The sequence below is a fragment of the Burkholderia puraquae genome (assembly GCF_002099195.1).
Taxonomy (GTDB): domain Bacteria; phylum Pseudomonadota; class Gammaproteobacteria; order Burkholderiales; family Burkholderiaceae; genus Burkholderia; species Burkholderia puraquae.
Window position 1 is genome coordinate 356,362 of the sequence record NZ_NBYX01000005.1, and the last position, 17,649, is coordinate 374,010.

The window sequence follows — 17,649 nt, forward strand, 5'->3', positions numbered from 1 at the left end:
ATAAATGCAGAAAGCTGAAGTGACAAGAGTGCCGCCCACGCTTGGTCGAAGGAACGGCAATGCGGACGGCGCTCGTACGGGCGAGTGCCGATTTGCGTGCTGCGGGAGAAAATTGATCGTAAGCCGTTGTAGGGGATTCTAAATTTTCGGGAAACTCGAAGTCAATAATGTTTGCGTGATTTTCGAATATTTGATTGAAAATGAAGTCGCAATTATTACTCGTCGAGACGGTAAAATATGCGATTTGAAGGGGCGTGTAATGGCATCCGGATATCCGGTAATGAAACGACTGGTAATGGCGTTTCATTCCGGCGATTGATGTCGGTCAGGGATTGAATCGCCGCATTGGTGCCGGCTGGTGTTGGGGAGTAGCGGGGCATACGTTCAGCAATCCGCGTTCCCGTGATCCAACCTGAGGCCACGCAATCGGCCCATCGGAGTCGCCAGGTCCGGCGGCGTGGCGCCTGCCGCTGTTCGTGCGGATCGCATCGTCGGTTAACGACGCGGAGAAAACGGCGGGCTGTTCAAACCGGTATTGCACTTTCAGGTCGGCGGCGCAGGGCGGGCATATGAATCGACGCACCGCGTCCCGATTCGATTTTTCGTCGGGATGTGCCGGGAATTGCTCCGGTATGCCTTCGCCGCACCTGGCCGGAGCGGCAGGCTGCTGGCGGCTTCGCGCTCTGCTTGCAAATGCACGGGTTCGATTTAGTATGCGGAAACCATGTCCGGCTCGGGCGTGCACATTTCGCGGCGAGGAGACCCATGCAACCTCGGACGGCAGCCCCTTATTCCATCGTGGCGGTTGGCGTTGTGATTGCCTGCGCACTGATGGGCCTGTGCGTGCTGCAGCTGTTCCAGAGTCGCCACGACGCACTGGAGCGAGCCAGCGAAACCTCTCGCAATCTTGGCTTGATGGCCGAGCGCGACATCGAGCGCAACTTCGAACTCTACGACCTGTCATTGCAGGCGCTGATCCATGGCCTGCAACGGCCCGACGTGATGGCCGCGGCGCCCGCGGTGCGGCGCGGTGCGTTGTTCGATCATGCGATGACGGCGCAATTTCTCGGCTCGCAGCTGGTGCTCGATGCGGATGGCAACATCATCCTGGATTCGGCCAGCGACGTGCCGCGCAAGGGCAATTTTGCCGATCGCAAGTACTTTACGGTGCACCGCGACAACCCGAACGCAGGGCTGTATATCAGTGATCCGTTCGCGTCGCGCCTGCGTCGCGGCATGCTCAGTATCGCGCTGTCGCGTCGGGTGTCGAACCCCGACGGTTCGTTTGCCGGCGTTGCCTTGATTGCGGTCAACCTCGAGTATTTCCACACGCTGTTCGCCGGATTGTCGCTGGGACAACATGGTTCGATCTCGCTGATCGGCAAGGACGGCATCATGGTCATGCGGCAGCCGTACGATGTCCGCACCGTCGGCCGCGACATCAGCAAGGCGGCGACATTTCGGCGCTTTCGGAGCGCAGCGGAGGGCGCGTTTTCGGAAACGGCGTCCATCGACGGCGTGCGCCGTCTCTACTACTTCAAGAACCTGCCGAACCTGCCGCTGATCATCATGGTCGCGGAAGCCGAGCAGGACATTTATGCCGCGTGGAGACACCGTGCCGTGACGATCGGTGCGCTGGTGCTGACGTTCGGCGCCGCTTTCATCGCGCTATCCGCAATGCTCGGCGTGCAACTCCGGCGCCGGATGCGAGCGGAATCCGAGCTTGTCCTGCTGGCACGCACCGACGGGCTGACCGGTCTTAGCAATCGCCGCAGCTTCGGGGAAGTTCTGGACCGGGAATGGCGTCGCGCACGGCGGGCCCGCTCCGTTTTCTCATTGCTGTTCGTCGACGTCGATCGTTTCAAAGCCTACAACGACACCTACGGCCATCAGGCCGGGGACGACGCGCTGGCTGCGGTCGCGCGTTGCATCGGAGACAACATCCGTCGACCGGTCGATACGGCGGCTCGCTATGGCGGGGAGGAATTCGTCGTGCTGCTTCCCGACACCTCGCAGACAGGGGCCGCCCAGATCGCCGAACGGATACGTGCGGCGATCAACGAGCTGGCGCTCGAGCACACCGGGAGCGAATACGGGCGTGTGACGGCCAGTATCGGGCTGGCGAGCTGGGCGCCGGATCAGGAGGGTGAGCCGGATGCCGTGATCAAGGCGGCCGATGAGGCGTTGTACTACGCGAAGGCAACCGGCCGGAACAAGGTCGCGGCCTTCCAGTCCACTGCCTGATTGTCGGTGGGCCTGCGTGAGTCAGGTGAAGCAATGGACAAGAAAAGGGCCCGCGATGAGCGAGCCTTCGATCAGCAATTGCCCTTCTTGGCCTGTCCGGGCGGGCAGAACCCATTCCCCGGACCGCCTTGCGGCGCGATGACGGCCGGCGGGCCGGGAACGTATGCGACGCACCCGCCAAGTGCGCCGGCCAGGCTCGCCGCGGCGAGCCATGCGATAACCCCTTTCTTCACTTCGTTCTCCCGTTGTTGGAGGGAAAGGGCTGAACGGCCCTCTCGATAAAGCTGTCGATTCGGCAGACGTTGACGTTGTGGACTGACTGGTCGTTGCCAGGGTTTTGTAGGTATCTCTACAGCATTGCAGCGTATATGACGGCCGTCTATGCTGCCTTCATGGATACGAACGCTTCTTCATGGCTCCTGCTGATCGTCAGCTTGCCGACGGCCGGTGCGACTGCGCGCATGCGTATCTGGCGTGCCGTCAAGGCGCTGGGGTGTGGCGCGCTGCGGGACGGCGCATACCTGTTGCCGGCACATGCCGAACAGGCCGCGCAGTTGCACGATCTGGTTGACGCCGCGCGCGACGGAGAGGGGCAAGCCTGGCTGCTGCACGTGCGTGCGGAGGATGCCGCCGGAGAGAGCGAGTTTCAGCGCCTGTTCGATCGCACCGGCGACTACGCCGACTGGCTCGCCGAACTCTCGGAACACCGGAAGACGCTGCCCGCTCTCGCCGCCGCCGATCTGACCCGCCTGCAACGCCGCCACGCCCGCACGTATGAGGCCATCCGAAGAGTCGATTTCTTTCCCGGCGAAACGTCGCTGCGCGCAAGCGCGCAATGGCGGGATTTCTCTGCCGCTGTCGAGGCGTTGCGATCGCCCGGCGAGCCGCATGCCGCTCAGCGTGGCGTTCCGCGCCGCGACCCGGCGCAGTATCGAGGAAGGGTGTGGGCGACGCGCCGGCACCTCTGGGTCGACCGTGTCGCCAGTGCGTGGCTGATTCAGCGCTTCATCGATCCTCATGCGCGCTTCGTGTGGCTGGACAACCTCGCTGAATGTCCCGCCGACGCCCTTGGCTTCGATTTCGACGGCGCCCCGTTCACCCACGTGGGCGTTCGCGTTTCGTTCGAGGTGCTGCTTGCCAGCTTCGGACTGGACGACAACGAAGGGCTCGTCCGGTTGGGCGCCATGGTGCATGCGCTGGACGTGGGCGGTTCGAGCGTGCCGGAAGCCGGCGGATTCGAGGCCATTCTGGCGGGCGCCCGCAAGCGTCTTGCCGACGACGACGCGTTGCTGGCGGAGATCGGCACCGTACTCGACTCGCTGTACGTCCATTTTCGCGGCAATCGAAAGCCGCAACCGCGCTACTCGGCAGCAACATGAACGCCCATCGCGACCGTCCCGCCTATACGCTTTGGCAACTGATCGGCTACTTCGCCCGGCTCGGCACCACGGGTTTCGGCGGACCGGTTGCGCTGGCCGGCTACATGCACCGCGACCTGGTGGAAAAACGGAAATGGATCGCCGACGCGGACTACAAGGAAGGTCTCGCGCTCGCGCAGCTCGCCCCCGGTCCGCTGGCCGCGCAATTGGCGATCTATCTCGGCTACGTGCACTACCGGATCGTCGGCGCGACGCTGGTCGGGATCGCTTTCGTGTTGCCGTCGTTCCTGATGGTCGTGCTGCTTGGCGCGGCCTATGTGCGCTTCGGCGGCCTGACGTGGATGCAGTCGGTCTTCTACGGCGTAGGCGCGGCCGTGATCGGCATTATCGCGATCAGCGCGCGCAAGCTGACTGCAAAGAGCATCGGCAGAGACAAGCTGCTTTGGGCCATCTACCTGGTTCTGGTTGCCGTGACGGTCATCACGGAATCGGAAATGGCATGGCTGTTTCTTGCCGCAGGTTTGCTCGTCTGGTTCAGGCGCTCGCCGCCGAAGTGGATGAGCCAGGGGCGTGTCAATGCGATTGCCGCCGTGCCGGTCTCTGCCGGTAGCGCATTGCTTGGCACGATCGATTGGCCGCAGCTTTCTCAACTTGCCGTCTTCTTCGCCAAGGCCGGTGCCTTTGTGTTCGGCTCGGGGCTTGCAATCGTGCCGTTTCTCTATGGCGGAGTGGTCACCGAGCATCAATGGCTCAACGAGAAGCAGTTCGTCGATGCGGTGGCGGTCGCGATGATCACACCGGGGCCGGTCGTGATCACGGTGGGTTTCATCGGTTATCTGGTGGCGGGCCTGCCCGGCGCTTGCGTGGCGGCGGCCGGCACGTTCCTGCCGTGCTATCTGTTCACGGTGCTGCCGGCGCCGTACTTCAAGAAGTACGGCAAGCTGCCCGCGATTCTCGCGTTTGTCGACGGTGTCACGGCGGCAGCCGTGGGTGCCATTACCGGTTCGGTGATCGTGCTGGCCAAGCGTTCGATCGTCGATGTACCGACGGCACTCATCGCGATCGCGACCATCGTGTTGCTGGTCAGGTTCAGGAAGTTGTCAGAGCCGCTGCTCGTGGCCGGGGCCGCGGTAATTGGCCTGGTGGTGTATCCGCTGTTGCATCACTGACCGTGGAGACTGTCATGAAGTGGATTACGCGAGAACGTCCGAAGATCGACCGGGTCGCTTGCCCCTGGCTCATCGCCCGTTTCATCGACGAGGCACCCGATTTCCTCTACGTGTCGCCGGCTGACGTGCTGCGGATCGCCGGCGAGACCGGCGCGATCCCATACGACATTCCGGGTGTGGAGCTGACGCATGCCGGCGAGAAATGCAGCTTCGATGCGTTTCTCGACAAATACGGTCTCGGTGACGACGGCGCCTTGCAGCAGATGGCGAGCATCGTGCGCGGCGCGGATACGTCGCGGCTCGACTTGACGCCGCAGTCCAGCGGGCTCTACGCGATTTCGCTCGGCCTGTCGCACCTGTTTCCCGACGATCACGAGATGCTGGAGCACGGTCTGGTGATGTACGACGCGCTTTACGCGTGGTGTCGGCATTGCCAGACTGAAAGCCACAACTGGCCGCCAAGGATGTCGAGTTGACGGGGGGTGTTGCACGCGCAGCGTCGATGATCGATCGGAGCGGCAGGAGAGCGGCTTTTGGCACCGGGGCAACCAGACGGCCTTGTCGCACAGGGCAGGTACTGCGGCATGGATTGCCTTGCCGGCAATGCCGTATCGGTACCGGTACCGCCAGAGCCCGGAGCTGGACGGACTCACCCCAAGATACAGTCCATTGCCGTCGGCAAGTTTGGTAGGCTTGTCGCCTGCCTTCGCCCGTCGGATCTTGGCGACGTCAAGTGGCACGGTGAAAAAGGGGGTATCGTCTTCGGATGGTCGAATCGATACCCCCTTTGCTACCCGCTTCTTTCTTGGCCGGACGCGATTTCCGCCGAACGCGAGCGAATGGTGGAAGGGCGTAAGATGCCCGATTGGCAAGGGTGACAGGCAAGTCGCCGAACCAGAACGAACAGGAGCAACCGAAGTGATCCGACATATTGTCATGTGGAAGTTGAAAGAATCGGCCGAAGGCGCGACGCGCGCCCAGAATGCGATGAAGCTGAAGGAAAAGCTCGAAGGCTGCCGCGACCTCGTGCCGGGCACCCTGCAGATCGACGTCGGCTTGGCGACGCCCGGCCTCGACGCGACCGCCGACATCGTGCTCGTGTCCGATTTCGCGGACAAGGCCGCGCTCGATGCCTACCAGGTGCACCCGGTTCACCAGGAAGTGAAGAAATTCGTCGTCGCGGTGGCTGAATCGCGCGAGTGCGTCGACTACATCGTCGACAGCGCGCAATGAGCGACGCGGCAACCCCGACGGACAGCCCGTCGATCGAGAGCCCGTTCGTCGACCTGCTCGGCGTGCAGCTCGTGTCGGCGAAGGACGGTGCGAGCGAGCTCGTGCTGCCGCTCGAGGAGCGGCACATGAACACGTGGAGCATCGCGCACGGCGGCGTGACGATGACGCTCGCGGACACCGCGCTCGCGATGGCCGCACGCAGCCTGACCGACGACGGCGTCGGCGTCGTGACGGTCGAGATGAAGGTGAACTTCATGCAGCCGGGGCGCGGCGAGTTGCGCGCTTACGGGCGCGTAATGCATCGCTCGACGACGATGGCCTACTGCGAAGGCGAAGTGCGCGACAGCGACGGCAATTTCGTCGCGAAGGCGCTCGGCACGTTCAAGTACATGCGGCGGCTCGCGGTGGGCCGCGACATCAAGCGGCAACGCTCGCGCACGGCGCCGGATGCCCAGCCCGGCCCGAGCGACGCGTAAGCGCCCGAGCGCACGGCCCTGCCTCTTCACTGGCAGGGCCGTTTTGTTTTGCGCGACGTCGGCCGCGTTGCACGGCAGGCTGAAGCGGGGCCGCAATTTCGACGCGTGGAGCGCACCACGCCCGCGCGACGCGGGCGTGGCATCATGTGACGCTTGTCCGTTCACGGCGCCGCACCGGCGCCGTCCTAACCGATGCCGCTGAATCCGAAGATCGCCCAGGTGCTCGACATGATCGAGCGTGCAAAACGCCCGTCCTATCACCGCCAGACGCCGCAGCAGGCGCGCGCCGCGTACGAGAAGAGCGCGCCGATCCTCGATGTCGCACCGGCACCGATGCATTCGGTCGAGGAATGCGTCGTGCCGACGCGCGACGGCCGCACGATCGGTGCGCGGCTGTACCTGCCGGTCGCGCCGAGCCTCGCGGAGCCGCTGCCCGCGCTCGTCTACTACCACGGCGGCGGTTTCACGGTCGGCAGCGTCGATACGCACGACGCGCTGTGCCGGATGTTCGCGCACGATGCGCAGTGCGCGGTGCTGTCGGTCGGCTACCGGCTCGCGCCGGAACACCGGTTCCCAACCGCGGTGAATGATGCCGACGACGCATTGCAATGGCTGCATCGCGAGGCCGCCACGTTCGGCATCGATGCCGAGCGGCTGGCCGTCGGCGGCGACAGTGCGGGCGGCACGCTCGCGACCGTCTGCGCGGTGCTCGCACGCGATGCAGGCATTCGCCTGGTGCTGCAGATGCTGATCTATCCGGGCGTGACGGGCTACCAGGACACCGAATCGCACGCGCGGCTCGCGAACGGCTACTTGCTGACGCAGGACACGATCCAGTGGTTCTTCACGCAATACGTGCGCGATCGGGCAGACCGCGACGACTGGCGGTTCGCGCCGCTCGACGGCACGCGCGATGCGCCGTCGTTCGCGGGCGTCGCGCCGGCGTGGATCGCGACGGCCGAATACGATCCGCTGAGCGACGAGGGCGCCGCGTATGCGGAAAAGTTGCGTGCGGCCGGCAACGCGGTCACGCTGGTCTGCTATCCGGGGATGATCCACGAATTCTTCAAGATGGGCGGCTACGTGCCCGAGGTGCGGGCCGCGCATGCCGATGCGGTCGCGGCGTTGAAGGCCGCATTCGACGACGTTTGACGGCGGTTGTGTAGCGGCGGACGCGCCGCATGGGAGCTGCGATGACGAACGGCGTGGTGGAAACGGGCGACTGGACGGTACTGGGCGGCGACGCCGCACGGATCCGCGACGCGGTGTTCGTGCGCGAGCAGCAGATTCCGCCGGAATGGGAGCTCGACGACGACGATCCGCTGTCGCTCCATGCGGTCGCGTACCGGGTCGACGCGGCGACCGGCGCACGCCGCGCGGTCGCGACGGGGCGGCTGCTGCCGTCCGGCACGATCGGCCGCGTCGCGGTGCTGGCCGACGCGCGCGGGCAGGGCGTCGGGTCAGCTGTGCTCAACGCGCTGCTGGAGGCGGCGCGGCGCCGCGGCGAAATCGTCGTGCGGCTCTACGCGCAGGATTCGGCCGTGTCGTTCTACCTGCGGCACGGCTTCGCGGCGGTCGGTGAGCCGTTCGTCGAAGCCGGCGTGCCGCATGTCGAGATGGCGCGCGCGCCGTAGCACGGCGCCCGCTCGCGCGCTCAGCGCGGCGGCGTCGCGTCGAGGTCGAACGTAACCGCGCGCTCGAACGTGCCCGGGCGGACGGTGCGGTGCGAGCCGTCGTCGTCGCAGCGTTCCTTGATCTCGACCGTCAGCCGCACGCCTTCTTTCATCGTGACGCGCAGCGCGGTCGTGCCGCGCGTGCCGTATTCGGGGGTCTCGATGAATGCGGCCGACAGCGCACGCTCGCGCTCGATCGGAATGCCCGTGTGCGGCAGTGCGTCGTCGTCCGCGACATGCGGGTCGCGCATCAGCGCGATCAGTTCGTCGAGCGACGGGGTCGGATTGTCGGTGAGCAGCGTGCCGAGCTCCGCGCGCTTGCGTACCACTTTCGGCCAGGGCGTATCGAGCCGCGCATTCGACAGCGCATGCACGCCAGGCACGATCGCGACGGGCGCGGCGACACCGCTTTCGCCTTCGGGCGCGCGATTGCAGAACCACGCGAGTTCACGCCGCCGCCAGTCGCCGACGAGCAGGTTGAAGCCGTTGTAGACGGCCGCATGCTCGGCCAGCTGCCCGAGATAGTCGAGCGGCGCAACGGACGGGCCGCCGAGGAAATCGGACACGAGCTTGCCGCGGGTCGGCGCGCCTGCACGGATATCGAACGGCGCGCGGTAGTTCGTCAGCGCGGCGAACCGGCCGTCGCGCGACACGCCGAGCCACGTGCCGCCTGCTTCGAGATCGCGGCCGGCAAGCACGCCCGGAACATCTTCCCACCACGAGAGCGGCGCGCTCGTCCGGCGAAAGAACTCGTCGCGATTGGCGGTGAGGGTAAAGACGGGACCGGCGGCAGCATCGGGCTGCCAGTCGAAGGCAATCAGACACATCGGGGGAATCTCTCGCAGGAAACTTCGGGCGCCGGCTGCGACTTGCGAGCCGGCGCGCGAACGGGTTGTCAGTGCGTCACGCTTCCGTCGGCCAGGCGTACGGCAGCGTATCGAACGCGAGCACCGGGCCGTCGGCCGAACCGAGGTGCACGGTGCCGTTGTCGAGCGCGGCGAGCTTGATTTCGACGAGCGCGTCGACGCCGCCGGCGGGCGCGGCCGCCGCGTTGACGATCATCCCGCACGGCTGGCCGGGATCGTCGCTGTGGAACAGCTCGACGCCGGCATGCACGCTATCGGTCTCGCCGGCGACATGCGCGAGCGCGGTGCGGCGCTTGATCGTGCCGCGGTACTGGCTGCGCGCGACGATTTCCTGGCCCGGGTAGCACCCCTTGCGAAAGTTAACGGCGCCGATCACGTCGAAGTTGACCATCTGCGGCACGAACTGTTCGACGGCCGGCTGCGTGATGCGCGGTTCGCCCGCGCGGATGTCGAGCCAGTCCCATACGGCCGGCGACACGACGGGCAGCGACCCGCCGAGCGCGGCGACGCGCGCATCGACTTCCGCGCGCGGGCCGATCCACAGATAGCGCTTGCGGCCGGCCGCATCGGGCACGCGGATCAGCGTGCCGGCGGGGCCGTCGACCTTCACGTGCACGCCGTCCGGCAGCGCGTCGAAGATGCCCGACAGCGCGTCGCGTACGTCGCCTGCGAAACCGACCACCGCGAGCGCGTCGCTCGCATCCGTCAGCTTCGCTTTCGCGCGCAGCACGAACATCGACAGCCGCTTCTGCACGGCAGGCTGCACGTCCTTCGACACCAGCAGGCGCACGCCGTGGCCGGCGCGCCACATGAGGAACGACCCGAGGAGGCGCCCCTTCGGCGAGCAGTAGCCGGACAGCCGCGCGCTCGCGGCGTCGAGATGTTCGACGTCGTTGGTGAGCTGGCTGTGCAGGAACGTCGCGGCGTCATCGCCGGCCACATCGATCACGCCGAACTGCGGCAGCGGCATGCAGGCGCCCGGCGCGTCGAAATCGGCGGCGGACGGGCGGGGGAAAACGGGGAGCGAGGCGGGTGCGGCCTGGACTGCCGGTGAAGCGAACGGTGTGCTCATGGAATGAGGGAACAGTCAACCCTGACTTTGACGGAGGCGAGCAAGTATTATATGGGTCTTACCTGAGTCACGTTTCCATGTCCCTACTGAAGAAATGCGCCGCGACGATCGTGGCGCTGGCTGTCGTTGTGGCCGCTGCCGGCGCGGGCGGCGGGTATTACTGGGCAACCCGGCCACTGCTGCTGGGTTCCGCATCGCTCGACGTCACGATCAAGCCGCGCAGCACCGTGAAGAGCGTCGCGCTGCAGCTCAAGCGCGGCGGCGTGCCGGTCGAGCCGCTCGGCTTCGTCGCGATGACGCGCGTGCTCGGGCTGTCGAGCCGGCTCAAGTCCGGCAACTACGAATTCAAGACCGGCATCACGGCTTACGAGGTGCTGCAGAAGATCGCGCGCGGCGACGTGAACGAGTACGTCGCGACGGTCATCGAAGGCTGGACCTTCAAGCGGATGCGCGCGGAACTCGATGCGAACCCCGATCTGGCGCACTCGACGGCCGGCATGAGCGATGCCGAGCTGCTGCGCGCGATCGGCGCGCCGGACAACGCAGTGCAGCGCGGCAGCGGCGAGGGGCTGTTCTTCCCCGATACCTATCTGTTCGACAAGGGCACGAGCGACCTGAACATCTACCGGCGCGCGTACCATCTGATGCAGACGCGTCTCGACGAGGCCTGGGCCGCGCGCGTGCCGGGCCTGCCGTACAAGACACCTTACGAAGCACTGACGATCGCGTCGATCGTCGAGAAGGAAACGGGCCATGCGGCCGATCGCGCGTTCGTCGCGGCCGTGTTCGCGAACCGGCTGCGCATCGGCATGCCGCTGCAGACCGATCCGTCGGTGATCTACGGGCTTGGCGATGCGTACGACGGCCGCCTGCGCAAGCGCGACCTGCAGGCCGACACTCCTTACAATACCTACACCCGACGCGGGCTGCCGCCGACGCCGATTGCGCTGCCGGGCATTGCCGCGCTGCAGGCGGCGATCAACCCGGCACCGACCAGCGCGCTCTATTTCGTCGCGAAAGGCGATGGCACGAGCGTGTTCTCGGACACGCTCGGCGACCACAACAAGGCCGTGGACAAGTACATACGAGGTCAATAATGGCGAGCGGTAAATTCATCACGTTCGAAGGCATCGACGGGGCGGGGAAGACCACCCACCTGCAATGGTTCTGCGAACGCCTCCAGGGCAAGCTGGCCGCGGCCGGCCGGCAGGTCGTCGTCACCCGCGAGCCGGGCGGCACGCAGCTCGGCGAGAAACTGCGCGAGATCCTGCTGAACCAGCCGATGGATCTCGAGACGGAAGCGCTGTTGATGTTCGCCGCGCGCCGCGAGCATCTCGCGCTCGTGATCGAGCCGGCGCTCGCGCGCGGCGACTGGGTCGTGTCCGATCGCTTCACCGACGCGACGTTCGCGTACCAGGGCGGCGGCCGCGGGCTTCCGCGCGACAAGCTCGAGACGCTCGAGCGCTGGGTGCAGGGTGGTTTCCAGCCCGACCTGACGGTGCTGTTCGACGTCGCGCCGCAGGTCGCGAGCGAGCGCCGCGGCGCCGCGCGCATGCCCGACAAGTTCGAAAGCGAGTCCGACGCGTTCTTCGCGCGCACGCGCGGCGAATACCTGCGGCGTGCGGAAGAGGCGCCGCACCGTTTCGCGATCGTCGACGCGACGCAGTCGATTCCCGAGATCCGCCAGCAGCTCGAACGCGTGCTCGCCGCGCTGTAATTCGCAAGGAACGCACCACATGATCTATCCGTGGCAGACCGACGACTGGAACCGCCTGCAGCAACTGCGTCCGCAATGGCCGCACGCGCTGCTGCTGCATGGCCAGGCCGGGATCGGCAAGCTGCAGTTCGCCCAGCATCTCGCGCAGGGCTTCCTGTGCGAAGCGCCGCAGCCGAACGGCGAGCCGTGCGGCACCTGCGCGGCCTGCACCTGGTTCTCGCAGGGCAACCATCCGGACTACCGGATCGTGCTGCCCGAGGCGCTGGCGGGCGAGGCGCCGGGCGCCGCGGACGACGCCAAGGCGGCCGACGCGGACGAAGGCGGCAAGAAGACGCGTGCGCCGAGCAAGGAGATCAAGATCGAGCAGGTGCGTGCGCTGCTCGACTTCTGCGGGGTCGGTTCGCACCGCGGCGGCGCGCGCGTCGTCGTGCTGTATCCGGCCGAGGCGCTCAACGTCGCCGCGTCGAACGCGTTGCTGAAAACGCTGGAGGAGCCGCCGTCCGGCGTCGTGTTCCTGCTCGTGTCGGCGCGCATCGACCGCCTGCTGCCGACGATCATCAGCCGCTGCCGGCAGTGGCCGATGACCGTGCCGGCGCCCGACGCAGCCGCCGCCTGGCTTGCCGCGCAGGGCGTCGATCATGCGCCTGCGCTGCTCGCCGAGGCCGGCGGCGCGCCGCTTGCCGCGCTGGCGCTCGCGAGCGACGAGAACCGCCCGCTGCGGGACTACACGCTCGGGCAGCTCGCGGCCGGTGCGGCATGCGACCCGTTCGCGTGCGGCGAGACGCTGCAGAAGCTGCCGGTGCCGCTGGTGCTCGGCTGGCTGCAGCGCTGGTTGTATGACCTGCTCGCGCAGCGGATGGCAGGCGCGCCGCGCTACTTCCCGATGCACGCGGCGGCGCTCGCGCGCTGCGCGGAAGCGGTCGATGCGAACGCGTTCGCGCGCTTCATGAAGGCCGTGACGCGACAGCGGACGGTCGAGAACCATCCGCTCAACGCGCGGCTCGTATTCGAGGAATTGTTTCTCGGATACCGGGAAATGTTCGCGTGATCCGGCATTGTTTCCCGTGGGTTGCGAAACGATGACCGGCTCACACCGCGACGCGACCGTGGCCGGCCGGCGCGCGAACGCCGCCCGTTGCCGCATGCCGGCGCGCGCATGAGCGCCCGCCTTACGTATTCAGGAAACACGATGTTCGTCGACTCTCACTGCCATATCAATTTCAAGGGCCTGGCCGACCGCCTGCCGGCCGTTCTCGAGAACATGCGCGAGCACGACGTCACGCACGCGCTGTGCGTGTCCGTCGATTTCGAGACGCTGCCCGACGTGATCGCGATCGCGGACGCGCACGACAACGTCTATGCGTCGGTCGGCGTGCATCCGGATCACGAGGACGCGCGCGAGCCGACGCTCGCGGAGCTCGTCGAGCTGGCCGCTCACCCGAAGGTCGTCGCGATCGGTGAAACGGGCCTCGACTACTACCGTCTCGAAGGCCGCTCGATCGCCGACATGGAATGGCAGCGCGAACGCTTTCGCACGCATATCCGCGCGGCGACCGCGACGAAGAAGCCGCTGATCATCCACACGCGCTCGTCATCGGAGGACACGCTGCGGATCATGGCCGAGGAGCGCGCGGACGTGCCGGGCGGCGTGATGCACTGTTTCACCGAGCCGTGGCCGGTGGCCGAGCAGGCGCTCGCGCAGAACTTCCATATCTCGCTGTCGGGCATCGTCACGTTCAAGAACGCGACCGACGTGCAGGACGTCGCGCGGCGCGTGCCGCTCGACCGGCTGCTGATCGAAACCGACTCGCCGTACCTCGCGCCGGTGCCGTATCGCGGCAAGCCGAATGAACCTGCGTACGTCAGCCATGTCGGACGCTTTATCGCATCCGAGCGCGGGATTGCCGTCGAGGCGCTCGCCGATGCGACGACGCAGAACTTTTTCCGGCTGTTCAAGATCGCCCGCTAACGACGCGCGCACAGCCGACAACCCAGGGAAGGAGCCCACAACAATGACGAAGCCGACCAACCATCTGCCGAAACGCGCACTCGTTGCCGCCGCACTCGTCGCGAGCGGCCTGTTCGCGGCAGCCGGCGCGCAGGCCGAATCGCTCGACGCGATCGTCAAGGCCGTCAAGTTCGACGACATCGCCGACATCGGCAAGCAGCTCAAGAGCGGCAAGCTCGACCCGAACACGGTCGCGCCGAACGGCGACCCGCTGATCGTGATCGCCGCACGCGAGAAGTCCGACAAGGTCGCGGCGGCACTCGCCACGACGCCGAACGTCGACCTCGAGAAGGAAGACAAGGCCGGCGAAAACGCGCTGATGCTCGCGTCGCTGAACGGCGATGTCGGTCTCGCCAAGCTGCTGATCGACAAGGGCGCGGAAGTCAGCAAGAAGGGCTGGGCGCCGCTGCACTATGCGGCGACCAACGGTCAGGACGCGGTCGTGAAGCTGCTGCTCGACCACGACGCGTATATCGATACGGCCTCGCCGAACGGCACGACGCCGCTGATGATGGCCGCACGCGGTAACCATGCGTCGACGGTCACGCTGCTGCTCGACCAGGGCGCCGATCCGCAGGTGAAGAACCAGCTCGGCATCACCGCGCTCGAATTCGCGAAGCATTACAACGCGCCGGACGCGATCGAGATCCTGAGCAAGCGGACGACGCGCATCGGTGCGTCGACGCCGGCAGATGCACAAAAGAGTGCAAAATGACGGTTTTCGGTGCGGCAGACGGTGCCCGCCCGGCCGGATTCCGGCCGGAGCAGGGCGTCCCGGCGCCGCGCCGGCCAAGGCAGCAGGCGGCCTCGGGCCGCATTGACATAAGGAACACCATGTTGCGCGCAATGTTTTGTGCCGCGGCGTTTGCCGTGCCGTTGTCGGCGGCGGCTTTCACGGGCGCTGATCTCGACCGGCTGTGCGCGAAGACGGACGTCAAGTCGCGAGCGTCGTGCGCGGCCTATATCGAAGGCGCCGCCGACGGCGTCTACAACACCATCGATGCGATCGGCGGCACGACGGGGCCGCGGGTCGGCCAGTATTTCTGCCTGCCGCCCGACATCCGGGCGCAGCAGATGACCGACGCGGTGCGCAAATACATCGCGGAAAATCCGAAGCTGGCCGACTACAACGCGAGTACCGCGGTGTCGCTCGGTCTCGGCAAGGCGTTTCCCTGCAGGAGCGGCAACTGATCTGACGCCGTGTCCGGGCCCGTGCGTGGCCCGGACGTCGCCGACGCATCCAGGACGAGGCGTGCACGCCTCATCACCCACGGGCGCCGATGATTTCAATCGAGGAACTGCAGCGCATCACCGATGCGCCACTGCATTCATGGCTCGGTACGCTGGCCGTGTCGGTCATCGTCGTACTGGTCGTCACGATCGTGCACCGTCTCGGCGCACGCATCGTCAAGCGCATCGCGCAGCCGTATCCGTTGATGAGCGCGATCCTGCGCTACATCGACAGGCCGTCGCTCGTCGTGCTCGCGCTGCTGGCGCTCGAATTCCTGTGGGTCCAGGCGGACGACGGCATGTCGTTCGTGCGCGGCATGCGCACGGCGGCGGCGGTCGGCTCCATCGTGTCGCTCACGTGGCTGCTGGTGCGGCTCGCGGCCGGCGTCGGCGACGCCATCATCCAGGCGCATCCGATCGATACGGCCGACAACCTCCAGGCGCGGCGCATCCATACGCAGGCCAAGGTGCTCGTGCGGACCGTGATGGTGCTGATCGTGATCATCGGCACTGGTGCCGCGCTGATGACGTTCCCGAACGTGCGCCAGGTCGGCGCGAGCCTGCTGGCGTCGGCCGGCGTCGCGGGCCTGGTCGCCGGTATCGCCGCGCGGCCGGTGCTCGGCAACCTGATCGCCGGGCTGCAGATCGCGCTCACGCAACCGATCCGGCTCGACGACGTGGTCGTGATCCAGGGCGAGTGGGGGCGCATCGAGGAGATTACCGGGTCGTTCGTGTCGGTGCGGCTGTGGGACCAGCGGCGCCTCGTCGTGCCGCTGCAGTGGATCATCGAGAACCCGTTCACGAACTGGACGCGCAGCAGCGCGGAAATCATCGGCACGGTCTACCTGTCGGTCGATTACCGCACGCCGCTCGCGCCGCTGCGCGAGGAGCTCGCACGGCTCGTCCATGCGGCGCCCGAGTGGGACGGCCGCGTGCAGGTGCTGCAGGTGACCGACGCGACGGAACGCACGATGCAGTTGCGCGCGCTCGTCAGTGCGGCCGATTCGTCGTCGTGCTGGGACCTGCGCTGCCGTGTGCGCGAAGGGTTGATCGCCTACCTGCAGGACCGCTATCCGCAATGCCTGCCGCGCAGCCGGATGGAACTGTATCCGCATGATTCCGCGCCGGACGCGCCGAAGCCCGAACGGCCGCACGCGCGGCCGGCTGCCGCCAGCACGGCGGCCAACACCGCGGCCGACCCGCAGGCTGCCGAAGGCCGCTGAACGCGGCCCGCATGCACACCCTCCATCGTCATGACCACGCTGAAAACGCTTGCCATCGCCAATTACCGCTCGCTGCGCGAGCTGATCGTGCCGCTCGCGGCGCTCAACGTCGTCACGGGGCCGAACGGCAGCGGCAAGTCGAGCGTGTACCGCGCACTGCGGCTGCTCGCCGACACCGCGCAGGGGCGGGTGATCCCGTCGCTCGCTCGCGAAGGCGGGTTGCCGTCGACGCTGTGGGCCGGCCCCGAGCGCTTCTCGCGGGCGATGCTGGACGGCGACGCACCGGTTACCGGCACGGTGCGCAAGGGGCCGGTGAGCCTGAAGCTCGGCTTCGCCTGCGACGATTTCGGTTATTCGATCGATCTGGGCATGCCGATCCCGAGCGGGTCGGCGTTCTCGCTCGATCCGGTGGTCAAGCGCGAGTGCATCTGGGGCGGCGCGCTGCTGCGCCCGTCGACGCTGCTGGTCGACCGGCAGGGCGCACAGATCCGTGCGCGCATCGCATCGGGCGACTGGCAGACGATTCCGCAGCCGGTCGCCAGCTTCGACAGCATGATGACCGAGTTCGCCGATCCGGCCGGCGCGCCCGAGATGATCGCGGTGCGGGAACGGATCCGCTCGTGGCGTTTCTACGACCATTTCCGTACCGATGCGCAGGCGCCGGCGCGGCAGTCGCACATCGGTACCCATACGCCGGTACTCGCGGACGACGGCGCCGACCTGGCCGCCGCGTTGCAGACGATCCGCGAAATCGGCGACGGCGCGGCGCTCGATGCGGCGATCGACGACGCATTTCCCGGTGCGTCGGTCGAGATCGACAATCCGGGCGGCCGGGGCCGCTTCGACGTGCTGATGCGCCAGCCCGGGCTGCTGCGGCCGCTCGCGGCGGCCGAGCTGTCGGACGGCACGCTGCGCTACCTGCTGCTCGCGGCCGCGCTGCTGACCCCGCGGCCGCCGGCGCTGATGGTGCTGAACGAACCGGAGACGAGCCTGCACCCCGATCTGCTGCCGGCGCTCGGCCGGCTGATCGCGCAGGCGGCGCGGCGTTCGCAGGTGCTCGTCGTGTCGCATGCGGCGCGGCTCATCGCGACGCTCGAGCGCGAGGCCGGCTGCGAATCGCTGGTGCTCGACAAGCAACTCGGCGCGACGGGGCTCGTCGATGCCGACACGCGCGATTTGCCGGCATGGAAGTGGCCGTCGCGCTGACGGGCGGCGCGGCGTGCGTGCAGGCGCCGTTGTAGCTTTGGGGGGCGGATCGGCCTGGCCGGCGGAATGTATCCTGCCTGTAACAACGCCCATAAAATGCAAGACGGGCGGTTCCGTGCAACGGGATCGCGAATAATGAAGGGATATCCGGCT

At 66.9% G+C, this 17,649-nt stretch carries 18 protein-coding genes and 1 pseudogene; 16 read left to right on the forward strand and 3 right to left on the reverse strand.

The genetic code is table 11. The annotated features are described in order from the left end of the window. Positions 1-765: 765 nt before the first annotated feature. From B7G54_RS13050 to B7G54_RS13065, 4 genes are all read left to right on the forward strand, one after another. A complete protein-coding gene (locus B7G54_RS13050; RefSeq protein WP_085039454.1) occupies positions 766-2,244 on the forward strand; it encodes a sensor domain-containing diguanylate cyclase in 1,479 nt (492 codons plus the stop codon). Between the two features lie 368 nt (positions 2,245-2,612). Beyond that, a complete protein-coding gene (locus tag B7G54_RS13055; protein ID WP_425266480.1) occupies positions 2,613-3,623 on the forward strand; it encodes a chromate resistance protein ChrB domain-containing protein in 1,011 nt (336 codons plus the stop codon). Beyond that, positions 3,620-4,792, forward strand: a complete 1,173-nt coding sequence (locus B7G54_RS13060; protein WP_085039455.1) for a chromate transporter — start codon at positions 3,620-3,622, stop codon at positions 4,790-4,792. Before B7G54_RS13055 ends, B7G54_RS13060 begins: the two co-directional genes overlap by 4 nt. 14 nt (positions 4,793-4,806) lie before the next feature. Then, positions 4,807-5,268 (forward strand): chromate resistance protein ChrB domain-containing protein, encoded by a 462-nt coding sequence (locus tag B7G54_RS13065; protein ID WP_085039456.1) that lies wholly within the window; start codon positions 4,807-4,809, stop codon positions 5,266-5,268. Between the two features lie 129 nt (positions 5,269-5,397). Here the strand turns inward: B7G54_RS13065 and B7G54_RS40110 are convergent. Then, a pseudogene (locus tag B7G54_RS40110) lies at positions 5,398-5,730 on the reverse strand (Arm DNA-binding domain-containing protein); the annotation flags it as partial. Between B7G54_RS40110 and B7G54_RS13075 the strand changes: the two are divergent. From B7G54_RS13075 to B7G54_RS13090, 4 genes are all read left to right on the forward strand, one after another. Further along, entirely contained in the window at positions 5,711-6,025 is a 315-nt protein-coding gene (locus tag B7G54_RS13075) for a Dabb family protein (protein ID WP_085039457.1), read from the forward strand. The pseudogene B7G54_RS40110 and the gene B7G54_RS13075 overlap by 20 nt on opposite strands. Next, entirely contained in the window at positions 6,022-6,501 is a 480-nt protein-coding gene (locus B7G54_RS13080; RefSeq protein ID WP_085039458.1) for a PaaI family thioesterase, read from the forward strand. Before B7G54_RS13075 ends, B7G54_RS13080 begins: the two co-directional genes overlap by 4 nt. Positions 6,502-6,693: 192 nt before the next feature. Further along, positions 6,694-7,653: an alpha/beta hydrolase gene (locus tag B7G54_RS13085; protein ID WP_085039459.1), complete on the forward strand. Its 960-nt coding sequence runs from the start codon at positions 6,694-6,696 to the stop codon at positions 7,651-7,653. 41 nt (positions 7,654-7,694) lie between these two features. After that, a complete protein-coding gene (locus tag B7G54_RS13090; RefSeq protein ID WP_069248160.1) occupies positions 7,695-8,135 on the forward strand; it encodes a GNAT family N-acetyltransferase in 441 nt (146 codons plus the stop codon). A 20-nt stretch (positions 8,136-8,155) separates the two neighbouring features. Here the strand turns inward: B7G54_RS13090 and B7G54_RS13095 are convergent, their stop codons facing one another. Both B7G54_RS13095 and ygfZ read right to left on the reverse strand, forming a co-directional pair. After that, positions 8,156-9,001: an NRDE family protein gene (locus B7G54_RS13095; protein ID WP_085039460.1), complete on the reverse strand. Its 846-nt coding sequence runs from the start codon at positions 8,999-9,001 to the stop codon at positions 8,156-8,158. Positions 9,002-9,077: 76 nt separating this feature from the next. After that, positions 9,078-10,112 carry a CAF17-like 4Fe-4S cluster assembly/insertion protein YgfZ gene (ygfZ, locus tag B7G54_RS13100; protein ID WP_085039461.1) on the reverse strand — a complete coding sequence of 345 codons (1,035 nt, stop codon included), beginning with the start codon at positions 10,110-10,112 and terminating at the stop codon, positions 9,078-9,080. Between the two features lie 77 nt (positions 10,113-10,189). On the opposite strand from ygfZ, the gene mltG reads away from it, so the two are divergent. The 8 genes from mltG (at position 10,190) to B7G54_RS13140 (ending at position 17,496) form a co-directional block, all read left to right on the forward strand. Further along, positions 10,190-11,209 carry an endolytic transglycosylase MltG gene (gene mltG, locus B7G54_RS13105; RefSeq protein ID WP_085039462.1) on the forward strand — a complete coding sequence of 340 codons (1,020 nt, stop codon included), beginning with the start codon at positions 10,190-10,192 and terminating at the stop codon, positions 11,207-11,209. After that, the gene (gene tmk / locus B7G54_RS13110) at positions 11,209-11,829 is read left to right on the forward strand and encodes a dTMP kinase (RefSeq protein WP_047900899.1); all 621 of its coding nucleotides are present in this window, start codon (positions 11,209-11,211) and stop codon (positions 11,827-11,829) included. The genes mltG and tmk overlap by 1 nt, the downstream gene beginning before the upstream one ends. Before the next feature lie 19 nt (positions 11,830-11,848). Continuing rightward, the gene (locus tag B7G54_RS13115; RefSeq protein WP_085039463.1) at positions 11,849-12,877 is read left to right on the forward strand and encodes a DNA polymerase III subunit delta'; all 1,029 of its coding nucleotides are present in this window, start codon (positions 11,849-11,851) and stop codon (positions 12,875-12,877) included. A 141-nt stretch (positions 12,878-13,018) separates the two neighbouring features. Beyond that, complete coding sequence (locus B7G54_RS13120; protein ID WP_085039464.1) at positions 13,019-13,798, forward strand: TatD family hydrolase; 780 nt, start codon at positions 13,019-13,021, stop codon at positions 13,796-13,798. 43 nt (positions 13,799-13,841) lie between these two features. Further along, positions 13,842-14,552 carry an ankyrin repeat domain-containing protein gene (locus B7G54_RS13125; RefSeq protein WP_085039465.1) on the forward strand — a complete coding sequence of 237 codons (711 nt, stop codon included), beginning with the start codon at positions 13,842-13,844 and terminating at the stop codon, positions 14,550-14,552. A 119-nt stretch (positions 14,553-14,671) separates the two neighbouring features. Then, positions 14,672-15,028 (forward strand): Rap1a/Tai family immunity protein, encoded by a 357-nt coding sequence (locus tag B7G54_RS13130; RefSeq protein WP_006485939.1) that lies wholly within the window; start codon positions 14,672-14,674, stop codon positions 15,026-15,028. An 89-nt stretch (positions 15,029-15,117) separates the two neighbouring features. Continuing rightward, positions 15,118-16,290 carry a mechanosensitive ion channel family protein gene (locus B7G54_RS13135; protein WP_085039466.1) on the forward strand — a complete coding sequence of 391 codons (1,173 nt, stop codon included), beginning with the start codon at positions 15,118-15,120 and terminating at the stop codon, positions 16,288-16,290. Between the two features lie 30 nt (positions 16,291-16,320). Continuing rightward, complete coding sequence (locus tag B7G54_RS13140; protein WP_085039467.1) at positions 16,321-17,496, forward strand: AAA family ATPase; 1,176 nt, start codon at positions 16,321-16,323, stop codon at positions 17,494-17,496. Positions 17,497-17,649: the final 153 nt, after the last annotated feature.